Below are 26,126 nucleotides of genomic sequence, written 5' to 3'. Positions count from 1 at the left end.
TCTTCGGAAAATCGTCCCTTTTTCATCAGTTCCCTCGTGGTTGAGGGGGAACCTATCTCAAGTTTCGACTGGTCTGAAAAGTGCCGGGCAGGTCAGGACAACGCGTTCTTTATTCGGGACAACGCTGTGGGAGCGAGCGTGTACACCCCTTTTTCAACGCCCTTAGAAATCACATGCGGATCAAATTCATACGCCTTTGAAATATCCAAGTATGAATCACGATCTAAACATCCCAATTCCTCTTTGAAAATCTTGAGTTGGGAATCTGGAGGCGCCCAACGATATGGTTTTGAACTTATGATAAAAAAAAGCCCTTGCTCTATACAGATGCAAAGGCATATTTTTATTTTAGGCGGGTCAAAAAACTGAAAACGAAGAAAGGCCGCCTGTCCAGACTTTATTACAAGGCAAGGCAAGGTGAAGTTTCCTTAATATACTCTATCAATTCTTCTCGGTTCGGCAAATCTTCATCGATAAATAACTCAAAATTCATTTCTTGATTCATCTCTGCTTCTTCCCAAGCCCTTTCACGATGAGTCAAATTTGTTAATGCCTCAAAACCCATTGGCGAACAAGAACTCAATGCTTCTTTCAAGCACTCAATGTCAGTACCGGAAAAGAGATTTAGATTCGGAAGGCGCTTTGCAGAAACTGCAGGATATCTTCCAAATTTATGAACATCTAATGCCGCTTGAACCTCATCAAGCACCTGGGCTGGAAGATTTTCATTCTGCTTCAACATATCGTAGGCAAGTGAAGGCACAGGACCGTAGGACATCTTTACATAAACATCCCCTGTAACCGGACGCCTATATTTTTGAAGATGAAATTTGTCCGCGTAAAAAAGCGTCTTCAGGATAAAATGATAATATGAGTCAGGACAATTTTCGGCGATCAAAACCAAAGCTTCCAGCAATTTTCTAGGATTAGCTCGATACCGAATTTTCATACAAAAACCTTTGGATTAAAAAGAAGCGAAAAAACGCAGCAATAAGGACGAAAACTAGACAGTCAAAAAAATTACCGAATAAAAAAACAGACTTTTTTTATAATCACGAAATCCGCTAACCGCAATGGGTAATCACCTTGATAACGCCGCCCAAAACACCACCTTCTCTGGCCCAAAGCATACAAATCCAGACATGTTCTCTTGTGAGGCCGATTACCGACAACTGACTGTTTGCAGATAATATCCCCCCTCACGGATCTGGCCTGCACACAATCTGCACAATTCTGCACGCACATTCCACAAGCCGCTGCCTTCATCTGCACAAGGAACGGATACTTCGTCCATGACACCAGCACCACAACGCAAGGAGAACGTCATGCGAAACCATTTCCTGTACAAAATCGGATTCATTGCCCTGCTTATCATCCTGCTCATGATCCCTCAGATGATGCTTGACTCGCTCATCTCCGAGAGGGAGGGCTGGAGGTTGCGGGCCTACTCCAGCATCGAACGCAGCTGGCCGGGGGCGCAGACTCTGGGTGGGCCGATCCTGGCAGTGCCATACCAGATGATCTGGATGGTCAGCGAAGTCATCAACGACGGAAGCAAGCACGTGGTCACCCGTCAGCAGGTCAGTCACAGCACGGCCTATCTGTTGCCCAAGACCCTGGAGGCGGCCTCCGAACTGGAGACAACCGTTCGCTACAGAGGGATTTACGAGGTGCCGGTCTATTCGGGTGCGGCACGTTTCAAGGGAGAATTCGACACCCAACCCCTGCTCGACATTGTCTCGGAGAACCCGGAAAAGCGCATCGAATGGGGAACGCCGCAGGTCAGTGTGCTCGTTTCGGACCAGCGCGGCATTGTCCGGAGCGGCCCGCTGCAGTGGATGGGGCAGGAGCTTGAATTCAAACCCGGGAGCGACACGCCCAAATACACCGACGGAATGCACGTCAAGGTGCCCAGGCTGGACACGCAGCGCGGCGAGACCATCCCATTTGCCTTCGACATGGATCTGCAAGGCATGAAATCCATGCAGTTCGCGCTGCTGGCCGAAACCATGGACATCCGCCTGTCGGCCGACTGGGCCCATCCGGGATTTTTCGGGGACATGCTGCCGGAGACTCGCGACATCGATGACAAGGGCTTTTCGTCGCGTTGGCGTTCCTCGGCCTTTTCCGGCAACACGGCCGAAGCGCTCGCCGGCCTGCACAACGGCGACGGCAGAAACCTGATGCAACGCACGGTAGGCGTCAATTTCGTGCAGCCCGTCGACGTGTATCAGCAATCCGAGCGCAGCATCAAATACGCCCTGCTTTTTCTGCTGCTGACCTTCAGTTGCATGACGCTCTTCGAACTTCTGAAGAAACTGCCGCTGCATCCGGTGCAGTACACCTTTGTCGGCGTGGCCCTGCTCATTTTCTATCTGCTGCTCATCGCCCTGTCCGAACACATCAGCTTCCTGTGGGCGTACGTATGCGCTTCCCTTGCCTGTACCGGCCTGTTGACGGCCTACTTCGGAGCCATCCTGCGCAGCAGGCGGCACGGGCTGGTGCTGGGTTCGGGGTTGAGTGCGCTCTACGCCCTGCTTTACATCATTCTGCAAGCCGAGGATCACGCCCTCGTCATGGGGAGCCTCCTGCTCTTCGCCGTGCTGAGCGCGATCATGCTCGGCACCCGCCGTTTCGACTGGTATGCCCTAACAGCCAAGGCCGAACCGCCGAAAACCTTCAGCTTCGAAGAGGCGAAGGAGTAATATGGACGGTGCCGGATCTTCTCCGGCACCGATTCCCTTCCGGCGCGAAACACGCTAGCGACAGGAACTCTGCATGACCGGAGGATTCATGACAAAACACATTCTCGTTGCCGACGACGACCAGCACATTCTCGAAATCATCAGCTTCGCCCTGGGCAAGGCCGGCATGCGCGTCACCCTGGCCCGGGACGGGCGCCAGGCCTTGGAAGCCTTCGCCGCGCGGACGCCGGACTTGATGGTGCTGGACATCAACATGCCGGAAATGGACGGCCTCGAGGTCTGCCGCGTCATCCGCAGGACTTCCGATGTGCCCATCCTCTTCCTTTCCTCCAGAGACGACGAGATCGACCGCGTGCTCGGTCTGGAGATCGGCGGCGACGACTACGTGACCAAGCCCTTCAGCCCGCGCGAACTTGTCGCCCGGGTCGGCGTCATCCTGAAACGGTCCATGGGCAAGGCCGCGCCCGAGCAGGAAGTGCTGCGCCACGGGCCCCTGGAAGTGTGTCCCGCACGGCGCACGGTCACCTGGGACACGCGGCCCGTCAGGCTGACGGCTACGGAATTCGCCATCCTTGAAATGCTGATCCGCCAGCCCGGCCGCGTCTTCAGCCGCGACACGATCATGGATGTTGCCTACGGGACGGAAACAGTGGTCAGCGACCGCACTATCGACAGCCATATCCGGCACATCCGCCGGAAATTCGCGGATGCGGGTTCCCCCGGTCTGATCGAGACCCTGCACGGCGTCGGATACACCCTGACCCGGGTCTGACCGCCATGAAACGCCTGTATCGCCTGCGCACCATCCTTCTTGCCGTCATGCTCTCGGTGCTGGCCCTACCGATCGGGGCCATCCATGTGTTCCGGACGTTCGAAAACGTGCTGGTCCGCGAGACGGAGCAGGAACTCATCAGCCAGGCGGCGGTCCTTTCCGCCACATGGCGCAATCTCGTTCTGGAGCAGGCACGGGAATTCACGGACGATCTTCCCCTGACGCCCATCGCTCCGCGCCTGAGCCTGAACGATCCCGTCGCCCCGCCGCGTCCCGAAGCCGAGCCCGCCGAAACGCCGCCCGCACCCAACCTGGTGCGGGCGGCATCGCTCTTTGCCCGGATCATGCGCGAAACCCAGCAAATCACCCTGGCCGGCATGCGCCTGCTTGACGAGCGCGGTACGGTCCTGGCCGGCCGTTCCGAGACCGGCCTGTCCCTGGCCCACGTACCGGAAGTGCGGCAGGCCCTGGTCGGCGAATACGCCAGCGTCATCCGGCGGCGGATCTCCGATGAACCCAGACCCTCCATCTACTCCATCAGCCGGGGCACGGACGTGCGGGTGTTCGTGGCCATGCCGGTCCTGGACGGTGAGACCGTGCTCGGCGTGGTCTACCTTTCGCGCACGCCCGTGAGCATCCTCAAGAGTCTGTTCGATGTGCGCTACGAAGTCGCGCTGGCCATGCTTGTCATGAGCCTGCTGACCGTTCTGCTCGGCCTCTTCGTCTCATCGGGCATCGCCAGGCCCATTCGCGAACTGCTGCGGCAAATCGACCTTCTGCGCACCGGTGAAATCCGCACTGTGCAGCCCATCGCCAGGCCCGTCACGCAGGAGATGGCGCGCCTGTCCGAAAGTTTCGTGACCATGTCCGAAAGCCTGGCCGAACGCGCCGACTACATCAGACGGTTCGCCGGGCATGTCTCCCACGAGTTCAAGACGCCTCTGGCGTCCATGCAGGGGGCCCTGGAACTGCTCACCGAGCACCTGGGCACCATGGACCCGGAGCAAAGCAGGCAGTTCCTGAACAATCTTCAGGCAGACACCCGGCGCATGAAACTGCTGGTCAACCGTCTGCTGGAACTGGCCCGGGCAGACGCCATGCCCCCAAGCCGAAGCCGTTGCAGGCTGGACACCGTGGCGGATTCCGTGCGCAGCGCCTTCAGAGATCGGGGGTTGACTGTGGATTTTGACGAAGATTGCGAAACCGAACTCCCCATCGCCCAGGACGCGCTGGAAATGGTCCTGGGCAATCTGGCCGAGAACAGCCTGCAGCACGGAGCGGACAGAATCCGGCTGTCCGTTTCGCCGACGCCGGATTCAATCCGTCTTGCCGTCGCAGACAACGGACGAGGCATTTCCCAGGCCAACCGCGACAAGGTCTTCACGCCGTTCTTCACCACCCGCCGTGCTTCGGGCGGCACAGGCCTCGGCCTTGAAATCTGCCGCTCCGTGCTCAAGGCCCATGGGGCCGGTATCGACCTTGGGGCAAGCACTCAGGGCGCAACATTCGTCCTGGAGTTCAGACGCGAGGCGTAGTTTCAGCGGTCTTGCGCAGCTCGGAATTGCGCAGCATGACCGCCCACGACGGCCGCGTCTCAATGCTCTCGCCGCTTCTGCACCCAACCCTTCAAGACGCCATACGTCATGCCCGGACTGCGCGCGGCCTCGCGGATTCCCACGCCGTTTTCGATGACCAGACGGACTGCCTCTCGCTCGAAATCAGGATCGCACTTGCGATGACTCCTCATGAACACACCTCTCATTCCCATCAGGGGGAGTTGGTGTGTCCGCCAAAGCGAAGATAGCCCGGTCTCCCCAAGACTTGCCGCACCATGTGCTCTTCGGCGCCCTTCACCAAAACATATCGACAGCCTCGCCAACTATCTGGTAACAATTCCTAATCTGGACATTATCAATAATATTTGATCTATCCGCATGCGCCGGATTGACCCGGCCGGACCGGCGGAATGAACCAGCCGATGTTTCTGGCGGCTATAGGCAAGACAGCATGGCATGCGCGTCTTGATGAAGTGACGTTCTGGCGAATTGTTCACATCACGCAGTACAAGCATCCGATCATCATTCATCTGCATTGACTTCGCAAACGTGACCAAAATGAAGAAACCGCATTGGACCGCATTCTGTTTGACGCTTTTGTGCCTGGCGCTGCTTCCCGCACCGGTTGCAGGCCGGGCTTCCGACAGCTCACTGAATGAAAGGGAATATCTCGATACGCTCGGCCCGGTCACTCTGTGCGTGGACCCGGACTGGGCCCCGTTCGAGCAGGTCGATGACCAGGGTACATACCGGGGCATCGCCGCCGATCTGCTCGCGCTGGTTTCCGAGCGATCCGGCGTCCACTTCGAACTGCTGCGCACCAAGGACTGGGACGAAAGCCTGGAGCTCTCACGCCAGGGGAAGTGCCTGGCGCTCAGCTTCCTGAACCAGACGCCCACGCGCGACGAATGGCTGCTGTTCACCGAACCGTTGTTCTCGGACCCCAACGTGTTCATCACCAGGGAAGAGCACCCCTTCATCTCCGACCCGGCCGAACTGGATGGCGAGACCATCGTCTTCCCGCGCGGGACGGCCATGGAAGAACGTATCCGCGCGGCGTACCCCAATCTCAAGGTGCTGGTCACGGCAACCGAGGCTGAAGCCATGGACATGGTCTCGACCAGGAAGGCGGACATGACCATGCGATCGCTCATCGTCGCGGCCTACACCATCCGCAAGGAGGGGCTCTTCAACCTGAAAATTGCCGGCAAGTTTCCCGATTACGAAAATCTTCTGCGCATCGGCGTATCCCGGCAGGAACCGAGGCTAAGGGACATCCTGAGTCGGGCCGTGGCCTCCATCGGTCCGACCGAGCGCGGCCGCATCGCCAATGAGCACGTGTCCATAAACGTCCACGCCGGAACCGATTACCGGCTTCTGGCCAGGGTCGCGGCCGGAAGCTTCGCCGTCATTGCCCTCATGCTGGCGTGGGCGTGGCAACTGCGCAGACACAACCACGAACTCGCCCGCATATCACGGACCGACGCCCTGACCGGACTGGCCAACAGGATGGCGATCATGGAGGCCCTGGATTCGGAGTTGCAGCGAGCCCACCGCTACGGCCGCCCGCTTTCCATCGCGATGCTGGACCTGGACCATTTCAAGATGATCAACGACGGGCACGGCCATCTGGCCGGTGACAGGGTGCTCAAGCAGGTCGGAAACATCCTCGCGCGGATGGTGCGCACAACCGACACTGCCGGCCGATGGGGTGGCGAGGAATTCCTCGCGCTCTTTCCCGAGTCGGACCCCGACCATGCCCTGGAAGCGTCCGAGCGCATCCGCAAGAGCATGCATGAGACGGACTTCGGTTCGGTCGGACGCTGCACGATCAGCATAGGGGTCGCCTCGTACGTTCCCGGCGACAGTGCCGACACGCTGCTGCAACGCGCGGACACGGCACTCTACCAGGCCAAGAAACAGGGACGCGATCGAACCGTCCGCGGCTGATTGGCGCACCCGGAACCCGGCCGACCACATCTTCCTGAACCGCCATGCCAGTGATTGAACAGCATGTTCGCACAGAGGTTCACGTTTCATGAGCGCCAATCCAAACTTTAAAAGTGCAGGACGAATGAATTTTCCAGTGCGAAATGCTTGCCGCAACCTATTCATTTCGTGTACTCTTCTTCAGATTATCTTGTACCATCAAACATATGTGACATTTTGACACAGCACAAGGAGAAATGCATGTTCGCCGTTATCGTAAAAGTTCACATCAAGCCGGAGCACAAAAAGATGTTTATTGAAGAAATGCTCGCTGATGGGCGTGGCTCAGTAAACAATGAACCGGATTGCCTGCTTTTCAATATCGTTCAGGATCATGATGACGAGAACCTTCTCCACCTCTATGAAGTCTATCAAGATGCTGAAGCCTTCGAAAAACACAAGGCAACTCCCCACTTTGTGCGCTGGGTTGAAACCACGCAGGACTGGCTTGCAAAACCTCTGGAGATAGCGACCGGCTCCCACCTGTTTCCGGAGGACCGCGTCTGGAAAAAACAGGGCTGACGTCACGAAGACAAGGCCGTGACGGAAATCTCCGATACGTGACCTCCGATGTCCTGCCTGCATGGCCAGGGTGGTATCAAGGCAAGACCGACTCAAGGCTTGATCTGCTTTTTTACCACCTTTTTTTTGCCCTGAAGATTGCAAATCCCGGTTCGTCTCCCATTCTCCCGGCACAGCACTTGCTCTCCTCCTTTCCCCAGGAGGCAACACCATGCAATTCTTACAATTTTGGATAAGCAAACGGAACAAGGACGTTTCTTCACCCGCAAGCACACCCCCCGGCGCGGACACGCGCACCGATGCCGCGTTACTTGACGCCGTTGCCGGGGCCATTGCCCTGCAGCGGCTGGCCAGCCCCCTGGACGCTCTGGGGTCGCGGGTCAATGCCACCACCGAGGATGGGCTCAGGCAGGTGGCCGTGATCGGGAAGCATACCGCCGCAGTGGCCGACCGCGCCGATGCCATGAACGGGCACGCAACACGTCAGGCCGAGATGGCGCAGGCCGCCATAGAACACATGGCCCGCCTGGAATCCCGTCTGGGCGAAGTCGAGATGCGCGCCAAAGAACTCTCCGGCGCCATGGCCGAACTGCTCGGCTTCGTGGCCACGGTGGAAACGCGCATCAAGGGCATCGGCTCCGTTGCCCACGCCATCCGCGACATTGCCGCCAACACCAACATGCTCGCCCTCAACGCCACCATCGAGGCCGCCCATGCCGGAGCGGCGGGAAAAGGATTCGGCGTCATCGCCAACGAAATCCGCACCCTATCCCACCAGACCGTGGACGCCACCACACGTGTCGACGACCAGAACGACGAAATCGGCCGGAATGTCGCCTCCATGGTCGAGGCTGTGCGCCGGGTGGAAGACTTTGTGGGGCGGATGCAGACTTCCATGGACGCCTGCCTGGAGGATGCGCGGGTGGCCCGGCCATGCGTGGAGGAAGGAGGGGCACTGGCCGCGAATCTGCGCGGCGAAAGCCAGAATATCGTGAGGGACGTAGCCGCCGTGCAGGACAGCCTTGCCGCGCTGCAAGACGGCAGCGCTTCCCAGGCTCGCGAGGCCGAAACCCTGGCCATCCATGCCCGGCAGGTCAGCGAAACGTCCGAGAGCCAGCTTGCAGCCGTGGGCAGGCTGCGATTCGCCGCCCATGAGCGGGCCCGGTGCGCCGTTGAAGTCCTGGTACGTGACGCCGGCATCAGCGCCATGGAGCGCCGCCCGGTGGAAACCGCCCTGCGCAACGCCATGAGCCAAGGGCTTTTCGAGCTGCTATACGTAACCGACGCCAAGGGCAGACAAATCGTGGACAACGTGGGCCAGGTGAGCACAATCTACGGCGACACCGGCCTTGGCAAGGACTGGTCACAGCGGCCTTGGTTCCGCCACCCTGCGGAACGGCGCAAAACCTATGTCTCGGACTTCTACCGCTCCGCCGCCACCGACGCTTACTGCCTCACGGTTTCCGCTCCCATCCTCGACGCATCGGGCACCCTTCGAGGAGTGCTTGGCGCGGACGTTGATCTCGGGCGCCTCGTGGAAATGGCGCGCATGCACTGGACGGACTGATGCCCGATTTACTTTTTTTGAAATATAACGAAACGTTATTTAACAAAACCGTCAAAGTTTTCAGATCGGACAGTGAAGATGCAAAAACACATCTTCGCTGAATCAATGTCAAATTCTGCGTGAGACCAAATCGGCATAAGCAAATGACGACTTGAATCAGTGCCGCATGGCTTGAACAAACCATTCCCCGGTCACGTGATTGACCATCCAAGACGTGAGGATATCGCCAACAGTTCAGTGCCGTTCGAATCGACAGTTCTGCCCACAATCACAAGCTCCTTGATATTCGCCATCCGGACAGATATGTCTGACATATTTGAATCTTAACAACGATGGTGAACCATGTCTGACCGTAAATACAAATTCTCCTGGGACCTCATCGGCGACATTGAACTGGGGCGTCCCAATCTTGGGCCCATGACGCGAATCGAGGTTTACCGTCTTATGCAGTTCGTTTTCCGGGACGCGCTGGAGAGTCATTACGGTACCGCGCAAACCGACGCACTCTTTCATGAGGCAGGCAAGCTGGCGGGCACGGCGTTCTACAATAAATTCTGTCAGGGAATCACGGATCTGAATGAATTCGTGCGAACCTTGCAGGAAATCCTGCGAGAATTGGGCATTGGCATCATGCGCGTTGAATCGGCGGATATAGAGAAGGGCTCCTTCGTCATCACCATGTCCGAAGACCTCGATTGTTCGGGACTCCCTGAACTGGACTACGAAGTCTGCGTCTACGACGAAGGCTTCATCGCCGGTCTCATGGAGAGCTTCACCGGCAAAAAATTCAAGGTCAAGGAAGTGGACTGCTGGTGCACCGGAGACCGGACCTGCCGCTTCACCGCACAGGCACAGGAGACTGCGTGAGCCTGGAACCTGAAAAGAACTGCGCCCTGCTGCGCGAAATCCTGACGGCAAAGGTCCCCCCGCCGATACCCGCCGATCTTCCCGACGATTCCGAATTCGCGCACCTGTATGCGGAACTCCTGGAGTTGCGGCGCATCGTCATGGCCATCGCCGGCGGCGACCTCTCCGTCAAAACCCCTTTGAAAGGCTACACCGCCGGTGCATTGAAGACGCTACAAGCGAACCTCAAGCACATGACCTGGCAAACACAGATGATCGCGACCGGCGATTTCAGCCAGCGACTGGATTTCATGGGAGAGTTCTCCAAGGCCTTCAATTCCATGACCACGCAACTGGAAGAATCCCTGCGCACCGTTAAGGAAAACAAGGAGGAGCTGAGGCTCACCAATGCCGGTCTGCAAGTCGAGATAGAACGCCGCGAACAGGCGCAGGCCGCCTTGACCGAAAGAGAGGCCCATTACCGCAACCTGACCGAAACCATGAAGGACGTCGTCTGGATTCTGGATGCGAGCACGCTGCGCTTCACCTACGTGAGCCCTTCCGTTCAACGCCTGCGAGGATTCACCCCGGAAGAGATAATGAGCCAGCCCCTCGACGCGGCCCTGGCCCCAGGCGAAGCCAAAAGGCTCAAGCAAATCATTAAGGCCAACCTTGATGACTTTCTTGCAGGTAAAATTGACGAGAACACGTACCTGACGAGCGAAGTCGAACAGGTTCACAAAGACGGTTCGTCCGTCTGGACCGAAGCCATCGTGCGCTACGTCAGAAGCGACAGAACAGGAGCCATGGAAATCCACGGCGTGACCCGGGATATTTCCGAACGCCGGGACCTGCGCCTCGAACTCGAACGCCAGGCCACCACCGACAGCCTGACCGGCGTAGCCAACCGACGACATTTCCTGAATTCCGTGCTCAAAGAAATCAAGCGCTGCGAACGCCATGGCTGCACCTTGAGTCTGCTCATGCTTGATATCGACCATTTCAAGGCCGTGAACGACACCTTCGGACACGCCATGGGCGATTCGACCCTGAAAGCCTTTGCCCAAACCTGCCAGGAGGAATTGCGGACTTCCGATCTCTTTGGCCGCATCGGTGGCGAAGAGTTTGCCTTGCTGCTCATGGAAACCGACATGGAAACGGCTTGCACGGTTGCCGAAAGAATTCGTGCCCGAGTGGAAAAAATGGAACTTTTTACAAAGGATGCTCGGCCCGTGCATATAACGACCAGCATTGGAGTCGCGGAGCTTCGTCTGAAAGCGGAAACGGTGTCCGATTTGATGATTCGTGCGGATCAGGCATTGTATAACGCCAAAAACCTGGGAAGGAATCGAGTCGAGTGCTTAAAATGAAAATTCAAGACAATGAAGGGGAGACTTCTCCCCTCCATTGCAGATCCATGCGTTTGAATCTTCACCAACACCATTAAATGAATGACAAAATAGAAAAAAGAGCATTAAAACAGAATCAAACTTTCTTAACCTGTTTGTCCTGTTTTTCTTTTTTCTTTTCAGCGTTTTTGCTTTCTTTCTGCTTTTGCATCTTGTCTTTGTCTTTTTTTCCGCCCTTGTCGCCCATGATCCACTCCCGGGTATAAAAGATCGCGTTCATTCAAAGGCTCCAGATTTCGTGCCACTATTGGGGCGTGAGGAAATCGGAGCAGCCATAGTGGAAATTTATTTCCAAGTAGCACGTTGGCATTCGTGCGGCAATATATTCATAAGGTTCGGAATTACTGAAATTCAAGACCTGCAAAACCGCTCCGGTTACCATTCCCTTGCAGAGTGGACACTCTCGCCGGAACTGACTAGAGAATGGCTTGCGAACGCATTCAAATCCGCATCCCATTTTTTCGGACTTAATCCAATCTCCGGACACCCCGGTTCGCCCACACACTTTTTTCATCACCCACCGTCGAAGGAATATTATGTCATTTGATCAACTAGGCCTGCGGGTCGAACTTCTGAAAGCTGTCAAGAACAAGGGCTATGAAGCCCCCACCGCCATCCAGGCTCAGGCCATACCCGTCATCCTCTCCGGGCGGGACATCCTGGCCCGCGCTCAGACCGGAACGGGCAAGACAGATGCCTTCGGCCTGCCCATCGTCCAGATTCTGGGCCAGACGCGCGGCAACGGCCACCACCCCCGCGCCCTGATCCTCACCCCCACGCGGGAACTGGCCCTACAGGTCGGCGAGAGCATCAAGGCCTATGCGCGCAAGGTCTCCCTGCGCTGTACCGTGGCCTTTGGCGGAGTGCGCATCGAACCCCAAATCGCGCGACTGCAACGCGGCATCGACATCCTGGTGGCCACCCCGGGGCGTCTGATCGACCTTGCAACCCAGGAGCATCTCAACCTCGCATCCATCGAATTTCTGGTCTTTGACGAAGCCGACAGGATGCTCGACCTCGGATTCAGCGGCGAGATCAACACCATCCTGGACCTTCTGCCCAAGGACCGCAGGACCATGCTCTTCTCGGCCACCTACACGCCGCAAATCAAGGCGCTGGCCGCGCGGATGCTGGACAAGCCGGAATACATAGAGGTCACGCCCGACACTGCCGCGGCCGAAGCGGTCGTGCAGAAGGTGCACATGGTGAACAAGGACAACAAGCTTCCCTTGCTGCTGCACCTCATCGAAAAGCAGAACCAGGACCGCATCCTGGTCTTCGCCCGCACCCGGACCTGGGCCAACAGGCTGACCGACAAACTGGCCGCGCACGGGATCAGCGTCGCGGCCCTGCACGGAAGCAAGAGCCAGTCGCTCAGAAAGCGCACCCTCGAAGAGTTCAAGGACGGTAAGATCCACATCCTCGTGGCCACGGACGTGGCGGCTCGCGGACTCGACATCAGCAACCTGCCCTTCGTGGTCAATTACGATATTCCGAACTCTCCCGAGGATTACGTGCACCGCATCGGCCGCACAGGCCGCGCCGGTGTCAGCGGCATCGCCGTGTCCCTGGTCAGCCCCGAGGAGCACAATCTCCTGCTGGCCATAGAGAACCTGTTGCGCAACAAGATTCCCGTGGAAGCGGTCAAGGGATTCACGGAAGACAGCGACCTTCCCGATTTCGTGCTTTACCGGCCAGGCAACATGAAGAGCGAGAGGAACGCCCCGAGGGAAATCAAGGCGCTGGTGGCCAAGAAATCGGACGCCAAACTGCGCGTGAAGTCCGGAAGCTCCAAAAAGTCAGACTCCGAAAAGGATTCGGGCTCCAAATCAAAGCCGCGCGGCGCAAGGAAGGAGAAACCCGACGCCAAAGGTGGATCCGGCACCGGCGCGAAGCCCGAATCGAGTGCGCGTGGCAGAAGGAGCGACAAGCCGGACGCCCGCGGCAAATCCGGAGCTGATTCAAAACCGGAGTCGAAGGGACGCGGCAGACGCAATGAAAGGTCGGAAGACCCGGGTGCGAGCAGGCGTGGCGGAAATTCTAGGAGCGGCAGGCCCGATTCGCGGCCCTCGCAGCCGACCCGGGGCAGATCAAGAGGCAGAGGGTAACGGCGTTTCACCGCACGGCGCTGGACGGATTGGAAGCTGAAATCATCAAACTGAAATGAGTTGAGCACATGCGCATAGCAGACAGAATCGCACGACTCGGCACCGAGACGGCCTTTGACGTGGCCTTCCGCGGAAGCAAACGCGGCTGACGCAAGCACACGACATGGACAAAGTTCTCTTCTCCCTGACCGTCATCGTCACCGGCCTGGGCCTGGGCTGGCTCGTGCGCATGGCCGTGGACGCAGGCCGACTGAGCCTGCCCGTCGACATGCCGCGGCTGCGCGTGGGCCTGCAGAAGGCGGCGCTGCTATGGGTTTTGCCCCTGACCTACTGCGGGGCCATCTGGAACCTGTCCCTGGGGGACGTGGAACTGGTGGCCATGCCCTTCGTGGGGGCCTCGGTGTTCCTGCTCGGCGGCTTCCTGGCCCTGGCCGCGGCCAGGCCCCTGGGCCTGAGCGCACGTCAGACCGGAGCCTTCTACTGCTGCGGCTCCTTCACCAACATCGGGGCCATCGGGGCCATGGTCTGCCACACCTTCCTGGGCGAGGCGGCCTTCGCCCTGGTCCCGGCCTACAAGCTCTTCGAGGAGATCGTCTATTTCTCCTTCGGCTTCCCCCTGGCCCGGGCCTATGCCGAGGGCGGAAGGCAGGGCGGCGGGGCCATGGCGGGCCTGCGGCGCGTCGTGACCGACCCGTTCATCATCGTGGCCTTGTCCTCCATGCTGCTCGGGGGAATCCTCAACCTTTCCGGCCTTGAGCGCCCCTCCTTCTTCCCGCTGCTCAACAGCATCCTCGTGCCGACAGGGTCGCTCATGATGCTTTTCTCCATCGGCCTTGCCATGCGCTTCACACGCCTGAGCAAGTATTTGCGAGAATGCGCGGTCATCATGGGCATCAAATTCGTGTGCATGCCCATTATGGCCACAGGAGCTGCGGCCGCCCTGGGATTTGGAAGCATCATGGGCGGCGCACCCCTAAAGGTCGTGCTCATCCTGTCCTCCATGCCAGTGGCCTTCACGGCCCTCATCCCGCCATCCATCTACGACCTGGACATCGACTTGGCCAACGCCTGCTGGTTCGCCTCCACCCTGGCTCTGATCGTGGTACTGCCCACGCTGTACTGGCTGACCGGACTGCTCTAAAGCCTCCGTGGCCACTCTTCATCCGCTTCATATGAAATGAAGCACCATGGAAGCAATGCGATAATTGGACAAATGCACCTCGCATCTTCAAGAAGGCCAGAAGAAAACCTGAGCGCTCCGTCAAGACATCTTCGCAACGTCGAGCAAATTGAAAAATTGCTTAACAATAAGAGACTGATAAAGAACGACGACTCAACTCTCCCTTACGCAGTCGCAAATTCAAGCGCCATTGCTTTTGCGCCTGCAAGATCCTTCTTGCCGGTCCCGAGCTTCGGGATTTCCTCAACGGCATAAAATTTGTCAGGGACTAAGAGCGGATTCGTCCCGCTTTCGATCATGGTTTTCCTGAGGACCGCAGGCTCATTCATGCCACTGACCAGGGCCACAATTCGTTCCCCTTTTTTCACGTCGCGCACGGCTACGGCCACGCATTCGGCACCCGCAAGGGCGGCGCGAAGCAACGCTTCCTCCACGGTAGCCAGGCTGACCATCTCCCCGCCGATTTTTGCGAAACGCGAATAACGGTCCATAATTACAAGAAAGCCGTCCTCATCGATACGTCCCTTGTCGCCGCTCTTGTACCAACGGATGCCGTCCTGCTCGACAATGGCGCCCCTTGTCCTGGTCTCGTCATCAAAATATCCCTTCATGATCTGAGTGCCGCCAATGAGGATCAGGCCGGCTTCCCCTGTGGGCAGATCCTCAAGTGTTTCCGGATCCACGACGCGCAAGGCGCTTCCTGGCAATGGCAGGCCCACCGTCCCCGGCTTCGAGCCCACCTGCACCGAGAATCCATTGGTGTTAAGCACGTCCACGGTATTCACACTGGCCACCGGAGTGGTCTCCGTGGTGCCGTAGCCTTCATGAATCTCCAACCCGAACTTTTCCTTGAAGGCCCGACGTGTCTCGTCGCTGAGCCTCTCCGCACCGGCGACAACCAGACGCAGAGAGGAGAACATGAGACGGTGCAGTTTCTGATTGCGGGCGTAGAGGCCAAGAAATGTCGGGGTGGCGCAGAGGAACGTCGCCTGATGTTCGGCGGCAAGGCATCCGATCCTGTAGGCGTCCGTGGGATCGGGGTGGCAGACCACAGGTATGCCTTCAATCAGCGGCATGAACGTGGTCACCGTGAGGCCAAAAGCGTGAAAGAGCGGCAGCGTCCCAAGGAAGACATCATGATCCCGGGCGTTGAACAGGCTGGCCACCTGCTTGATGTTGCCCATGATGTTCTCGTGAGTGAGCATGACTCCCTTGGGTGATCCTTCGGAACCGCTGCTGAAGAGAATGGCCGCAGTATCCTCCAGGCAAACCCGATGAAAAAAGAGAAGCCGCAGGACAAAGGCGGGCAGAACCTGCGACGCGATCATGGTAGCGATAAAAGCGCCCTTGCCGATGCCCGAGCGCAGCGTTTCCATGAAAAACACCTCACGGTCCCGCAGAATCCCGTCCAGGTCGATCCCCCTGCCCCGGAGTCTGGCGAGAAACGCCTCGGATGTCACGATGGTCCCGATATGCGCCCGCTCGAGAATCCCCGGCAGCGTGTCCGGCCCCGTGGTGTAGTTGAGGTTTACCACTGTCTTGCCGAGCATAAGCAGGGACATGTTGGCGATGACCCCTCCGACGCTGGCCGGCAGAAGCACACCCACGTTCTTCTGGCCGACGGTCCTTTTTCTCAGCATGCGGGAGGCGATAATGCACGTGGACAGAAGCATGCGCTGGGACATATCGCTCCCCGTCGAGTCGGCCACTGCGCGCCGCCCCGGATACCGCTTGGCTGTCTTGAGCCAGGCCATGTACAGGGGATCGAAAGTTTGAGAATACTCCTTCCAGGCCGCGATGGACAGCCTGGAAACGATTTTCTTGACTTCCGAAGCCGAGCTCGCTGCGGCCATCGGTGGCCCGAAGCAGACCGTCACGTCACGGATGCCGCGGATGCGTGACGTCTCCCGCAGTCGCGGACCGGCGAAGGAAAACAGGCTGCCCCAGAGACCGCGCAGATAGAAGGGGACGATCACACATTCCGACTCACGGGCCGGAATCTCGAAACCGCGCTTGAACTCGCCGAGTTGTCCGTTGCGACTGATGGCGCCTTCGGGGAAGATAACCACGCATTCACCAGCCTTGAGGGCCGCCGCCACATCCCGCAGGGCTTGTTTGCTGCCCCGCGAGGAAATGGGAATCATGCCCAGGCGCCTGAGAAACCACTTCAGGTACCAGCGCTCATAAATGGAGCGCTCCATGACGAAACGCAAACGGCGCGGGACGGCCAGATGCAGCACCGCCCAGTCGATCCAGCTGACATGGTTCCCCAGCAGCAGCACCCCGCCGTCTGCCGGCAGGCTGTTGAGTCCGACCACCGACAGCCTGTAACGCTGGGAGAACAGAATGTAGAGCAGGTACCGCATCAGGGACTGGGGCAGCTTTCCGAGCGTATATATAGTGCCGGCCAGAGCGACTACTGCGAGAATATAGAAAATAGGCACGCTGCCAATGCCTGCGAGCGACATGGCAAGGGTCAGCCCCAGAAAGGCCAGCATGCCGATATTCTGGAGAAAATTGTTTCCGGCCAGAATTTTCCCCATTTCCCGGTCCCGGGCCGAGAATTGGATCAGGGCATTGAGCGGCACAACCAGAAGCCCCCCGCAGACGCCGTAAGCGAAAAGGAGCGTGCAGAGCAGTGCCCGACTCTCGATGTTCGGCAACAGGAAGAGGCACACGGTCATGCCCATGGCTCCCAAGGGGATGGTGCCGGTCTCGATGAAATTGCGCGACACCTTGCCCGCCATTACGGAACCAACGACGATGCCCAAGCCGCCCAGAGCCAGCATGCCTTGGGTCACGACCGTGTTCATCTCCCCGGCGACATCCTTGAGATAAGCCCCAAAGGTCGCAAGAAGGACCTGATTCACGGACCAGAAAATGGTCAACCCGACGATAGAGAGCCAGATGACCTGCTTTTCCCTGAGCAACTTCACGTTGTCCCGCAGATACCTTCCCCGGAGGTATTTCATGCTGTCGATCGCGACCTCTCGGTCTCCAGGACGGATTTCCGGCAACCGGAAGGCGAGGATGGTTTCCAGGACGGTTCCGGCCACCAGAATGTAACCGCACGGAGCGATGGCCCTCAGAATTTCATGCGGACTATCGGGCATGGTTTCCGGCAAAAACGCCTCGAAAAACATGGAAAAAATCACTGCGCCAAGGAGGATCGCCACTATGGTGACCGCCTGCACGGCGGCATTGGCCTGTGCAAGACCCTCCTGTCCTGTCATTTCCTTGATGTAGCCATACTTGGCTGGAGAATAGAAGGCGCTCTGCACGGCCAGCAAGAATGTCATGAGAAAAGCTGGCCAGAACAGCCCCGCATGGTAAAAGATCACGATCAGCACTGCCAGAGGGATCGCAGCGGCTGCGGAAATCCTGATGACCCGGCTCTTGGAGAACCTGTCGGCGATGCAGGCGGCCGGAGTGAAAAGAAGAATGAACGGCAGTAGCAGGAGGGCATTCACTGTGGCGGTCAGTGCGATCTGTTCAGTTCCCGAAAAGGTCTTGAAGACCGTGTTCTGAACGACGATTTTGTGCCCCAGATCGGTGATCGCGTTGAGGAGCACCACCAGGATGTAGGGAGTGAATGCGCACATTTTACTCAGACTTTTCATTACCGGTATCCTCGTTCTCGGTTGCGTCGGATAAAACATCGATACTCAGCTGCTGTGGGCCTTGAAGCGAAAAAACATGGTATGCCGAAGAGATATGGATCAGGATCGAGATAAAACGCCTTCCAGAATCCTTGCGTCGAACCGTCGATGTCCCACGTGACGAAAAAAATGCGTACTACGGAGTAGTGCAGATGGGGCGGCGTGCCGCGTGCGTTGCCGGTATCGCCGAGTGTTCCCAGTTCGCCGCCGCGCGGGACAAGACGAAGCGCGAACGCCGTGATGGAGTTCAGGTGGGCGTAATAATGCAGACGCCATTTCGGCCCCAGCACCACGGCCACGTTGCCGCCCCGGGCGATGCTCCCGACAAAAAGCACAATGCCCGCCGTGGCGCTCGTCACGACTGTCCCCAGGCGGCCGAAGATGTCGATGCCCTTGTGGACCCCGGACAGGCCCCACGACTCATGCCAGAAGGATTTCCGGTTCCAGTCGCCGGGTGTCACCCCGACCACCGGGATCACGATCCTTTCCGGGATCGCGAAACCGGCAGCGATGATACACTGGATGATTACGAGGATTCCTTTCATTTCCGCCTGACGGACATCAGTCCAGAACCGTACACGTTTGCAGAAAAGACACGACTTCGTCACGCACTACCAGACCAGGCCTCTTCCCGCGCAACAGAGCAACCGCATCACGGGCATCCCCGCAGTCTCCCTTTTCGATGAGATAACCGCCGATGATCGCAGCGCTGCGCGAATATCCGACCTTGCAGTGCACATAGACCGTTCCGCGCTCCATTTCGTTTTTGATGAACGAGACGGCTTCGGCGAACTGGACGCTGGTCGGGGCGGTCAGGTCGAGGATGGGCACATTCAGATAGCGTACGGCCCGAAAGGAAGGAGCCTCGGAGAATTCCGACGTCAGATCCAAAACTGCGGTAACGCCCAGGCCGATTGCCTGACGCGCCTGCGCATCAGACAGTCTTCGGCCCATCCAGAGACCGGGAAGTATTTCGTTCCATGGACCGGACCGACGGGAGTAATACACCAGCGACACGAAATGGCCGAGAATGACGGGAGCCAGCAGGATGCGGGAGCACAGCTGCAAACGACCGCCGTGCTTGCGATACACGTTGGGAAAAAGCCCGCAGTATGCGCTGCAGACCAGAAGCATTGCCGCGGCTGGCCACGCCGGAAGCAGATGCCCCGTTGCTGCCGCTGCCTGGCCGAACAAGACCGCGCCAATACCGTAGAGAAGCGCTACACGATAATTCGTGGTTCCATGTTCCCTCGGACCACGCGAAAAAAGGTAACAGCAGAATACGGCCAGAACGAAGCCGCCGATGACATCGACGACATGATGCTGCCAGGTGAGAACGGTCGAAAATCCGACCAGACCGAACCATGCGAGCAGGGCCAATCGCAGCAACCCCGTGGTGGCGGCTGCGTACACTTCGGCGAGAATGACTTGCAACGCGATATGCAGCGAAGGAAACATGTTGTACGGACGGTCGAACGCGTGCAAAAAGCTGAAGATCGCTCCAAGCCATCCGTCAGGTGCCGGGCGTTCGAAGGCGAACCGCAGCGGGAAGCACAAAAAAAACAGACCCGCGATCAGAATGGCGAAACCGATGCGCCTGGCGAACATCCGGCGTTCGTCAGATCTCTTGCAGACAAAGGGCGCCATGACGAAAAACAGGTCTATGGACATGTACGGAATGATCATGAGGGGCACGAAAGGAATCATCCGCTCCCACGCCAAGACTACGGACCCGACATCGCCGCGCAGCGAAGTCAGCCATGAACAGCCTCCGTACACCGTGATGAACAGCACAGACGTGAATGCGGCGACGAGAGCCGCCTCTGTCAGTCCCTGGCGCGACGCGCCGTCGAGACGGTGAATATTCCCCATGGGTCGATCTCCATACCGATTTTCTCGAATCCGGCCGACCTGACCATCTCGTCCAGTTCCGCCTGGGAACGGCGGCGCATGATCCATGACGCGCCGTCACGATTGGGCAGGACCCTGGCGATGACCTCAAGCTGTGGATGCCAGGGCTGCCCCGTATAGATGAGGTACCCGCCCGGCTCGGTCACCTCGCCGATGGCCGTAAGGGAAGCGAGAACCAGGTCATTGTCAGGAAATAATTCGTAAAGGCCGGACACGATGACCACATTGGGACGCGGGATGACCGCCCGGATCGACTCCGGGTCAAAGGCGTCGGCCCGTTCGAAACACGTTCTACCGAGACCGAGGCTTGAAGCCAGCGCCCGGCCCTGCTCCAGATTTCCGACATCCCAATCCCGCAAAGTCGCATCGACTTCGCCCTTCCGCGCCTTGAGGACGCTCAGGACATAGCGGCCGCAGCCTGTTGCAACATCCAAAAGCGTGACCTGGGACGCAGCGGCTTCAAGATTGTCCATCACGACGTGAAGCTGTTTTTCCAGATGGCGGCGGCGCATGCGGATGCCTTTCCAGCCGATGGCGTCGAGGTAGGCGCGGTCGATGGCCCGGCCTATGCGGCCGAGGCCACGGGCGCGGTCTTCATACACGTAATCAAGACTTCTCCCCGAATCGAAACCGGTCTCCAGACCGATCGCGATTCCGCGGCTCAGCCTGCCCAGCGCCCGCAACGCATATTTTTGCATAGAAAAGAACGCTGTCCTTAGAGCTGACGTGGACTGCCGGAGCAGGTCATACTCCACGCGCATAGCGCCACCCTTGTGTGCGTTCAGCAGAAGCGAGCGGTCCACATCCTCCGTAAAGGACCGGATGACGAACTCGCGGATATCCTCCATGATGCAATCCCGGCCCGCCTCGTGAAGCAGGGCATGATGGAAGCCGGGATACTCGTGCATTTCCTTCCGGGTCGCCCCGAGATTTCTGTAGAATTTTCTCTGGGCCTCGGCTTCGACGACGCAGTCCGACCCCGCCGCGAGAATCAGCGTCGGCGTGGTGATGGCGGCGGCGTCGTCCATGATCCGACCGGCCGTGTCGTGCATCTCCACAAGGACATTGACGGAGATGCGACGCGTGATCAGAGGGTCTGTTCGATAGAGACGCCGCTGCTCGGAGTCGTGAGTCAGCATGGCCGCGCTCACGTAGCTGCTGACAAAGGCCTTCTCCTTAAATTTGAGAAGCATGCGCAGCAGCGGCATGGCCATGGGGACATATAGCCTGATGCGGAAAGCTGGGGCGAGCAGGACCAGGGCCCGAATTCGCGGCGCGAAGTCGTGCGCCCAGGCACAGGCCGTGACCGCGCCCACGCTGTTGGCCACGATGACGATATTTTCGGCCGAAATACCATGTTCGACACAAACGAAACGGACAAACGCATCCAAGTCTCTGACCAAATCGTAGTAGTTCTCTGCGTGTCCCCGGTCTCCCGGTGATCGGCCATGCCCCCGTAAGTCCCAGCAAAAGGCGCTGAAATCGCCCAGCCCCAACTCCTGCACCGCACGGGCCAGACGCCCGGAGTGCTCATGCCCGCGATGCAGGAAGATCAGCGCCCTGTCAGTCGTCTCTGACGAACGCCAGCTGCGATAGAACAACTTAGCGCCATCCCAGCTGGAGAATGTTCCTTCGGATTCGATCCACTCCATAATGCTCCTCCCGAATCTGTTGTGCCCGCTACAGGCCAGGCCTCAGTCGACACCATGGCGGCTCACTGTCGACGCCAACCTTTCGAAGCTGTCCGCGAGACGTTTCATGAAACTCTTGCGACACCCGTCCCAATGCAACGCGGCCCCGACGACAACGTCACAAATGACAGGAACCAGAACCCATTCGCCCCTGGGCAGTGATTTACCGGTTCCCTGCAGAAAGACGGGGATTACAGGTGTATTCGGATGCCGTCTGGCCAAGTGCGCAATCCCGGTCCTGAATTCGGCCATGCGCTCCGGCTCCCCCCTGCTGCCCTCGGGAAAGAAAATAAGAGTCTCCCCGCCTGTCAGCGCCGCCGAGCAGGCGGCAAAGGGATCATCCCTGCGCCCCTCGGCCAAGCGCATGAAGGGAATGATGCCGATGACGTTCAGGGCGAACCAGGCCAGCCACCTGTTTCTCAGGAAATAGTCCTGCGCGGCCACCGGACGCACTTTTCTCAGACTGGACAGGGGGAACATCGACATAAGGACCAGAGCGTCGAGGTGACTGTTGTGATTTGCGACCACGATGGACGGAGAAGTTGTGCCAAGGCCCTGGCGGTTTCTGACGTTCACCCCCATGATCAAAAAAATCAGGGGACTGGCGAACAGGGTGAACCAAAGCAATCTGAGAATGCCTTTCATGTCTCAGTGATACGTGTAGTAGATGAAATGGAAGAAGACCGGGGCCGTGAACGTCAGGCTGTCCACCCGGTCCAGAATGCCGCCGTGACCGGGCAGCATGTTACCCGTGTCCTTTATGCCGATGTCGCGCTTGATCGCCGAGACGCAGATGTCCCCGAAAAAGCCGGAAATGCCGATCAGCCCCCCTGCCAGCAGCGCCTGCAACACCGTCATCGAGATGAAAAAAGGGCCAGCCAGGCACGCCAGCAGCGCCGTGGTGGCCACGCCGCCGATCAGACCCGCCCATGTTTTGTTCGGACTGACCGAAGGCACCACCTTGGCGTGACCAAACCCCTTGCCCCAGCAGAACTGAGCGATATCATTGGCTTCCGTCAGAATGACGAGGAGCAGAACCAGACTGACTCCGTAGTCGCCCTCCACATCCTCGCCGCGAAGGGTAAGCAGAAAGGCCGCATGGCTCAGACTGAACACCGTGGTCATGAGGCCCCAATGCAGCGTTCCCACGGCCTTGAGAAACCCTTGCGTATCCCCGCGTAGCAACATCCTGACGGGGAGCAGCAGGAAGCAGTAGACCGGAATGAAGATTATAAACATCCCGTACCAGGAGATATAGGCAAAATAATACTGGATCGGTATGGCGAGGTAAGCCCAGAACAGGACTCTGTGGTCGGCCCTTCTGGTAGTAATGAACGTGAGGTACTCTTTGAATGCCAGATAGGACACGATGCAGAAAAAGCTGATCGCGGCACCCCGTGAGGCGGACAGGGCTCCGAACAGCGGAAGCACGATGAGCCACCATGTTCTCGTGCGCACCAGCACTTCGCTGCGTTGCCTGTCTTGGCCGGAGCGATGTACATCCTTCAGGGCCACACCAAGGGTGACCACGGCCAGGACGGCAAGTGTGGAGATCATGAAGAGTCTGGAAGGAGGCAACGCGTGAAGCGCGATCATGCCACTCCTCCCTGCAAAGCCTTCCCGGCCCTCCGGAAAATCGTGACGACCAGCAGCATGACAATCCCGATCATAACAGCATGAGGCCAGGCCTCTCGCGGCGCCCCGCTCGCAAAGGCCAGCGAGAGCAGACCAAAGGCCGCAGCACGATCACTCTTGCCCATGGGGCCGTCATATCGCCGACCGCCCCCAAACTGGACACCGAGAATCCCGACCATCTCGCTGAGCGCCGCCAGCACCACGGCCATCACGACCAACGGCGCCGAGCACCCCGGCACCACGGCAAGAGGCAGATACAGCGCCACGTCGGAGACCACGTCGCCCAATTCGTTCAGCATGGCGCCCACATCGGACCCCATTCCGTGCTCCCGCGCCAGCATCCCGTCCAGAGCATTGAGGGCCATCCGCACGAACAAGGCGCATGGAACAACCGCAAGGGTCCACCGTGCCCCTGCGGAAAGCCAGACAAGACTGCCCGCAGCCGCAGACAAGATCGTGGCCGAGACAGTGACCTGATTTGCCGTCACACCATTATCCGCCAGAAATCGGCAGGCGGGGCGGAGCATATTCTGAAACTTGGATTTCAACGCGTAGACGGTCATGGCAGGACTCATCACCAATCCTGCGCGCACGGACGCACAGTGTGGCCTGATAGACATGACGGGAAAGACGATTCCGTCCCGTGTTTGCGTCGTGACAGTGCAGAGAAAATCCTCGACCCACAATCAGGGTAAATACTTATTTTTAAAAGAATAATATGCGCTTTTTATTGAAGAAGACAACGATTTTGCCAATATTATAAAAATGGCAGGGGGAACTTGGATTGCTTCTGCGACACCAAACAATACCTTGAATACGTGAAGCTCCTCCATTACCTCCGACGATACGGGTACAACGATTATCTGACATCGGACACTTCGCCTGCCCACGGGGACATCAGGCGCACCTTCAAGGCCAATGCGCGCCTGACCAATGCCGTGTGAACCATGCTGGACAGCATCGAGGACGAGATCACCCGGCTCATGCACGGCGAGGACTATCCGGTTGCCTAGCGTTTCATCGAATCAGCAATTTTCAAACTCAAGTGAGGTCATCCATGCGCATCGCAGACAGAATCGCACGACTCGGCACCGAGACGGCCTTTGCCGTGGCCGCCCGCGCAGCCGCGCACAAGGCCGCCGGCCACGAGGTCTTCCCCTTCCATCTGGGCGACATGAACATCCCGACGCCCCAAAACGTCATGGACGCCGCCTGCGGCGCCATGCGCGCCGGGAAGACCGGCTATTGCCCAAGCCCCGGCATCCCGGAACTGCGCGACGCCCTGGCCGGGGATGTGAGCGCGGCCAGGGGCGTGGACTACTCCATGGAAAATGTGGCCATCCAGCCAGGCGGCAAGCCCGTCATCGGCAAGTTCATCATGGCCTGCATGAACCCCGGCGAGGAGGTCCTCTACCCCAACCCGGGCTACCCCATCTACGAGTCCCAGATCGAATACCACGGAGGGGTCGCCGTGCCCTACCGCTACGTACGCGACGACGCGGGCTTCCACATCGACCTCGATTACCTGGAGAGCCTGGTCACGCCGCGCACCAGGGCCATCATCATCAACGACCTGCAAAACCCGCTCGGGGCCGAATGCACGCCGCAGGAGCGCGAACGCCTGGCCCATCTGGCCATGCGCCACAACCTGTCAGTTCTTCTGGACGAGGCCTATTTCGACATCCGCTACGGCGGAAGAAGCTCCTCGCTGGCCTCCATTCCCGGCATGCGGGCACGCAGCATCATCCTCTACACCTTCTCCAAGAAGTTCGCCATGACGGGCTGGCGCCTGGGTGCTGCCATCGGACCCAAGGCGGTCATCGACATCATCGCCAAGCTCAACGTCAACGACGAGTCCTGCTCCAACCATTTCATCCAGCACGGAGCCCTCGAAGGCCTGACCGGCGACCAGTCCGGTCCCAGAGCCATCCTTGAAACCCTCAAGGAACGGCGCGACATTGCCGTTGATTTGCTGAACTCCATGCCGGGCGTGAGCTGTCCCAGGCCCGAAGCGACCTTCTACCTCTTCCCTGAAGTCACGGAACTCATGGCGAACAAGGGCTTCGGCGCCGACTATGCGGCCTTCGCCGAGGACGTCCTGGTCAGGACGGGCGTCTCGCTCTGCACGCGCCTGCACTTCGGCCGCCCTCTGCCCGGCGAGAAACGGCGCTTCGTACGCCTTGCCTATTCGGGCATTGGCGCGGACGAAATTCGCAAGGGCCTGCTCGCCTTGAAAGCCTACGCGGAAGCATAGCCCCGGCCTGAATCGGGCACAAAAAAAACATGACCCGACCAAAGGCAGACCAAGACCGCACTGCAAAAAAGTAGCGAAAGAACCTGAGAGTCATCCCCGCGTACTTGTGCCCAGCATGGGTAGGCGGGCCATGTAGTAAAAAAGTCGCCATCCCCTTCTTTACGGGGATGGCGACTTTTTTGCGATAATGAAAAATCTTGCTACAAATAAAAAATCCCACGCTCACTATTATTAATCCGAGCATAAAATAGTTAACATTCGTGGAAGAATTGTGTACATTCGGATCCATGCAAACCACCGATGCACGCAAGCTTCCGCCCAA

Annotated in this window: 24 protein-coding genes; 14 read left to right on the top strand and 10 right to left on the bottom strand. The window is 58.4% G+C overall.

The features are described from left to right. On the top strand, positions 1-369 hold a 369-nt coding region (locus H4684_RS20800), incomplete at its 5' end, for a hypothetical protein (protein ID WP_225940548.1). Between the two features lie 31 nt (positions 370-400). Here H4684_RS20800 and H4684_RS18550 read toward each other — a convergent pair. Next, positions 401-949 (bottom strand): Panacea domain-containing protein, encoded by a 549-nt coding sequence (locus H4684_RS18550; protein WP_192624878.1) that lies wholly within the window; start codon positions 947-949, stop codon positions 401-403. Positions 950-1,325: 376 nt separating this feature from the next. Here H4684_RS18550 and creD point away from each other — a divergent pair, with 376 nt between their 5' ends. The 3 genes from creD (at position 1,326) to H4684_RS18535 (ending at position 5,012) form a co-directional block, all read left to right on the top strand. Then, positions 1,326-2,705 (top strand): cell envelope integrity protein CreD, encoded by a 1,380-nt coding sequence (gene creD, locus H4684_RS18545; protein WP_264080972.1) that lies wholly within the window; start codon positions 1,326-1,328, stop codon positions 2,703-2,705. Between the two features lie 88 nt (positions 2,706-2,793). Further along, positions 2,794-3,477 carry a response regulator transcription factor gene (locus H4684_RS18540; RefSeq protein WP_192624876.1) on the top strand — a complete coding sequence of 228 codons (684 nt, stop codon included), beginning with the start codon at positions 2,794-2,796 and terminating at the stop codon, positions 3,475-3,477. Positions 3,478-3,482: 5 nt separating this feature from the next. After that, complete coding sequence (locus H4684_RS18535; protein WP_192624875.1) at positions 3,483-5,012, top strand: sensor histidine kinase; 1,530 nt, start codon at positions 3,483-3,485, stop codon at positions 5,010-5,012. Positions 5,013-5,071: 59 nt separating this feature from the next. Here H4684_RS18535 and H4684_RS18530 read toward each other — a convergent pair whose 3' ends face one another. Next, positions 5,072-5,224 (bottom strand): transposase, encoded by a 153-nt coding sequence (locus H4684_RS18530; protein ID WP_192624874.1) that lies wholly within the window; start codon positions 5,222-5,224, stop codon positions 5,072-5,074. Positions 5,225-5,443: 219 nt separating this feature from the next. On the opposite strand from H4684_RS18530, the gene H4684_RS21040 reads away from it, so the two are divergent. From H4684_RS21040 to H4684_RS18505, 6 genes are all read left to right on the top strand, one after another. Then, positions 5,444-5,572, top strand: coding sequence for a hypothetical protein (locus H4684_RS21040; protein ID WP_264080971.1), 129 nt, complete (start codon positions 5,444-5,446; stop codon positions 5,570-5,572). Positions 5,573-5,591: 19 nt separating this feature from the next. Beyond that, positions 5,592-6,983 (top strand): diguanylate cyclase, encoded by a 1,392-nt coding sequence (locus tag H4684_RS18525; protein WP_192624873.1) that lies wholly within the window; start codon positions 5,592-5,594, stop codon positions 6,981-6,983. Between the two features lie 240 nt (positions 6,984-7,223). After that, on the top strand, positions 7,224-7,544 hold the full coding sequence (locus H4684_RS18520; RefSeq protein WP_192624872.1) for a putative quinol monooxygenase: 321 nt from the start codon (positions 7,224-7,226) through the stop codon (positions 7,542-7,544). 211 nt (positions 7,545-7,755) lie between these two features. Beyond that, positions 7,756-9,111 carry a methyl-accepting chemotaxis protein gene (locus tag H4684_RS18515; protein ID WP_192624871.1) on the top strand — a complete coding sequence of 452 codons (1,356 nt, stop codon included), beginning with the start codon at positions 7,756-7,758 and terminating at the stop codon, positions 9,109-9,111. A gap of 342 nt (positions 9,112-9,453) precedes the next feature. Continuing rightward, positions 9,454-9,978 carry a V4R domain-containing protein gene (locus H4684_RS18510; protein WP_192624870.1) on the top strand — a complete coding sequence of 175 codons (525 nt, stop codon included), beginning with the start codon at positions 9,454-9,456 and terminating at the stop codon, positions 9,976-9,978. After that, the gene (locus H4684_RS18505) at positions 9,975-11,327 is read left to right on the top strand and encodes a sensor domain-containing diguanylate cyclase (protein ID WP_092193984.1); all 1,353 of its coding nucleotides are present in this window, start codon (positions 9,975-9,977) and stop codon (positions 11,325-11,327) included. The genes H4684_RS18510 and H4684_RS18505 overlap by 4 nt, the downstream gene beginning before the upstream one ends. A 115-nt stretch (positions 11,328-11,442) precedes the next feature. Here the strand turns inward: H4684_RS18505 and H4684_RS18500 are convergent, their stop codons facing one another. Continuing rightward, on the bottom strand, positions 11,443-11,586 hold the full coding sequence (locus tag H4684_RS18500; protein ID WP_153304618.1) for a hypothetical protein: 144 nt from the start codon (positions 11,584-11,586) through the stop codon (positions 11,443-11,445). A gap of 316 nt (positions 11,587-11,902) precedes the next feature. On the opposite strand from H4684_RS18500, the gene H4684_RS18495 reads away from it, so the two are divergent. Together H4684_RS18495 and H4684_RS18490 are read left to right on the top strand one after the other, a co-directional pair. After that, positions 11,903-13,474 (top strand): DEAD/DEAH box helicase, encoded by a 1,572-nt coding sequence (locus H4684_RS18495; protein ID WP_192624869.1) that lies wholly within the window; start codon positions 11,903-11,905, stop codon positions 13,472-13,474. 163 nt (positions 13,475-13,637) lie between these two features. Further along, positions 13,638-14,615, top strand: coding sequence for an AEC family transporter (locus H4684_RS18490; protein ID WP_192624868.1), 978 nt, complete (start codon positions 13,638-13,640; stop codon positions 14,613-14,615). A 203-nt stretch (positions 14,616-14,818) separates the two neighbouring features. Here H4684_RS18490 and H4684_RS18485 read toward each other — a convergent pair whose 3' ends face one another. From H4684_RS18485 to H4684_RS18455, 7 genes are read right to left on the bottom strand one after another with little or no spacing between them, the layout of a single operon-like run. Then, the gene (locus H4684_RS18485) at positions 14,819-18,274 is read right to left on the bottom strand and encodes an acyl-[ACP]--phospholipid O-acyltransferase (RefSeq protein WP_192624867.1); all 3,456 of its coding nucleotides are present in this window, start codon (positions 18,272-18,274) and stop codon (positions 14,819-14,821) included. Next, positions 18,274-18,858, bottom strand: coding sequence for a M23 family metallopeptidase (locus H4684_RS18480; RefSeq protein WP_192624866.1), 585 nt, complete (start codon positions 18,856-18,858; stop codon positions 18,274-18,276). The genes H4684_RS18485 and H4684_RS18480 overlap by 1 nt, the downstream gene beginning before the upstream one ends. A gap of 16 nt (positions 18,859-18,874) precedes the next feature. After that, complete coding sequence (locus H4684_RS18475; protein WP_092193979.1) at positions 18,875-20,185, bottom strand: phosphatase PAP2/dual specificity phosphatase family protein; 1,311 nt, start codon at positions 20,183-20,185, stop codon at positions 18,875-18,877. Continuing rightward, on the bottom strand, positions 20,140-21,876 hold the full coding sequence (locus tag H4684_RS18470) for a bifunctional alpha/beta hydrolase/class I SAM-dependent methyltransferase (RefSeq protein ID WP_092193978.1): 1,737 nt from the start codon (positions 21,874-21,876) through the stop codon (positions 20,140-20,142). Before H4684_RS18470 ends, H4684_RS18475 begins: the two co-directional genes overlap by 46 nt. A gap of 42 nt (positions 21,877-21,918) precedes the next feature. Further along, positions 21,919-22,560, bottom strand: a complete 642-nt coding sequence (locus H4684_RS18465; RefSeq protein ID WP_143077946.1) for a lysophospholipid acyltransferase family protein — start codon at positions 22,558-22,560, stop codon at positions 21,919-21,921. A 3-nt stretch (positions 22,561-22,563) separates the two neighbouring features. Further along, complete coding sequence (locus tag H4684_RS18460; RefSeq protein ID WP_208599878.1) at positions 22,564-23,511, bottom strand: phosphatidate cytidylyltransferase; 948 nt, start codon at positions 23,509-23,511, stop codon at positions 22,564-22,566. Next, complete coding sequence (locus H4684_RS18455) at positions 23,508-24,038, bottom strand: CDP-alcohol phosphatidyltransferase family protein (protein WP_318779660.1); 531 nt, start codon at positions 24,036-24,038, stop codon at positions 23,508-23,510. Before H4684_RS18455 ends, H4684_RS18460 begins: the two co-directional genes overlap by 4 nt. A 291-nt stretch (positions 24,039-24,329) precedes the next feature. Here H4684_RS18455 and H4684_RS18450 point away from each other — a divergent pair, with 291 nt between their 5' ends. Both H4684_RS18450 and H4684_RS18445 read left to right on the top strand, forming a co-directional pair. Further along, complete coding sequence (locus H4684_RS18450; RefSeq protein WP_153304617.1) at positions 24,330-24,494, top strand: hypothetical protein; 165 nt, start codon at positions 24,330-24,332, stop codon at positions 24,492-24,494. Positions 24,495-24,607: 113 nt separating this feature from the next. Then, positions 24,608-25,804 (top strand): pyridoxal phosphate-dependent aminotransferase, encoded by a 1,197-nt coding sequence (locus H4684_RS18445; protein ID WP_192624865.1) that lies wholly within the window; start codon positions 24,608-24,610, stop codon positions 25,802-25,804. The last annotated feature ends 322 nt before the right edge of the window (positions 25,805-26,126 follow it).

It is taken from the genome of Desulfomicrobium macestii (assembly GCF_014873765.1).
In the GTDB taxonomy this organism is placed as follows: domain Bacteria; phylum Desulfobacterota; class Desulfovibrionia; order Desulfovibrionales; family Desulfomicrobiaceae; genus Desulfomicrobium; species Desulfomicrobium macestii.
The sequence above is the reverse complement of the archived record's forward strand: the minus strand, read 5'-3'. Positions and strand labels throughout refer to the sequence as shown.

Coding starts and splice junctions, on each gene's coding strand:
- H4684_RS18550 (WP_192624878.1), bottom strand. CDS start 949: ATGAAAATTCGGTATCGAGCTAATCCTAGAAAATTGCTGGAAGCTTTG.
- creD (WP_264080972.1), top strand. CDS start 1,326: ATGCGAAACCATTTCCTGTACAAAATCGGATTCATTGCCCTGCTTATC.
- H4684_RS18540 (WP_192624876.1), top strand. CDS start 2,794: ATGACAAAACACATTCTCGTTGCCGACGACGACCAGCACATTCTCGAA.
- H4684_RS18535 (WP_192624875.1), top strand. CDS start 3,483: ATGAAACGCCTGTATCGCCTGCGCACCATCCTTCTTGCCGTCATGCTC.
- H4684_RS18530 (WP_192624874.1), bottom strand. CDS start 5,224: ATGAGGAGTCATCGCAAGTGCGATCCTGATTTCGAGCGAGAGGCAGTC.
- H4684_RS21040 (WP_264080971.1), top strand. CDS start 5,444: ATGAACCAGCCGATGTTTCTGGCGGCTATAGGCAAGACAGCATGGCAT.
- H4684_RS18525 (WP_192624873.1), top strand. CDS start 5,592: ATGAAGAAACCGCATTGGACCGCATTCTGTTTGACGCTTTTGTGCCTG.
- H4684_RS18520 (WP_192624872.1), top strand. CDS start 7,224: ATGTTCGCCGTTATCGTAAAAGTTCACATCAAGCCGGAGCACAAAAAG.
- H4684_RS18515 (WP_192624871.1), top strand. CDS start 7,756: ATGCAATTCTTACAATTTTGGATAAGCAAACGGAACAAGGACGTTTCT.
- H4684_RS18510 (WP_192624870.1), top strand. CDS start 9,454: ATGTCTGACCGTAAATACAAATTCTCCTGGGACCTCATCGGCGACATT.
- H4684_RS18500 (WP_153304618.1), bottom strand. CDS start 11,586: ATGAACGCGATCTTTTATACCCGGGAGTGGATCATGGGCGACAAGGGC.
- H4684_RS18495 (WP_192624869.1), top strand. CDS start 11,903: ATGTCATTTGATCAACTAGGCCTGCGGGTCGAACTTCTGAAAGCTGTC.
- H4684_RS18490 (WP_192624868.1), top strand. CDS start 13,638: ATGGACAAAGTTCTCTTCTCCCTGACCGTCATCGTCACCGGCCTGGGC.
- H4684_RS18485 (WP_192624867.1), bottom strand. CDS start 18,274: ATGAAAAGTCTGAGTAAAATGTGCGCATTCACTCCCTACATCCTGGTG.
- H4684_RS18480 (WP_192624866.1), bottom strand. CDS start 18,858: ATGAAAGGAATCCTCGTAATCATCCAGTGTATCATCGCTGCCGGTTTC.
- H4684_RS18475 (WP_092193979.1), bottom strand. CDS start 20,185: ATGGGGAATATTCACCGTCTCGACGGCGCGTCGCGCCAGGGACTGACA.
- H4684_RS18470 (WP_092193978.1), bottom strand. CDS start 21,876: ATGGAGTGGATCGAATCCGAAGGAACATTCTCCAGCTGGGATGGCGCT.
- H4684_RS18465 (WP_143077946.1), bottom strand. CDS start 22,560: ATGAAAGGCATTCTCAGATTGCTTTGGTTCACCCTGTTCGCCAGTCCC.
- H4684_RS18460 (WP_208599878.1), bottom strand. CDS start 23,511: ATGATCGCGCTTCACGCGTTGCCTCCTTCCAGACTCTTCATGATCTCC.
- H4684_RS18445 (WP_192624865.1), top strand. CDS start 24,608: ATGCGCATCGCAGACAGAATCGCACGACTCGGCACCGAGACGGCCTTT.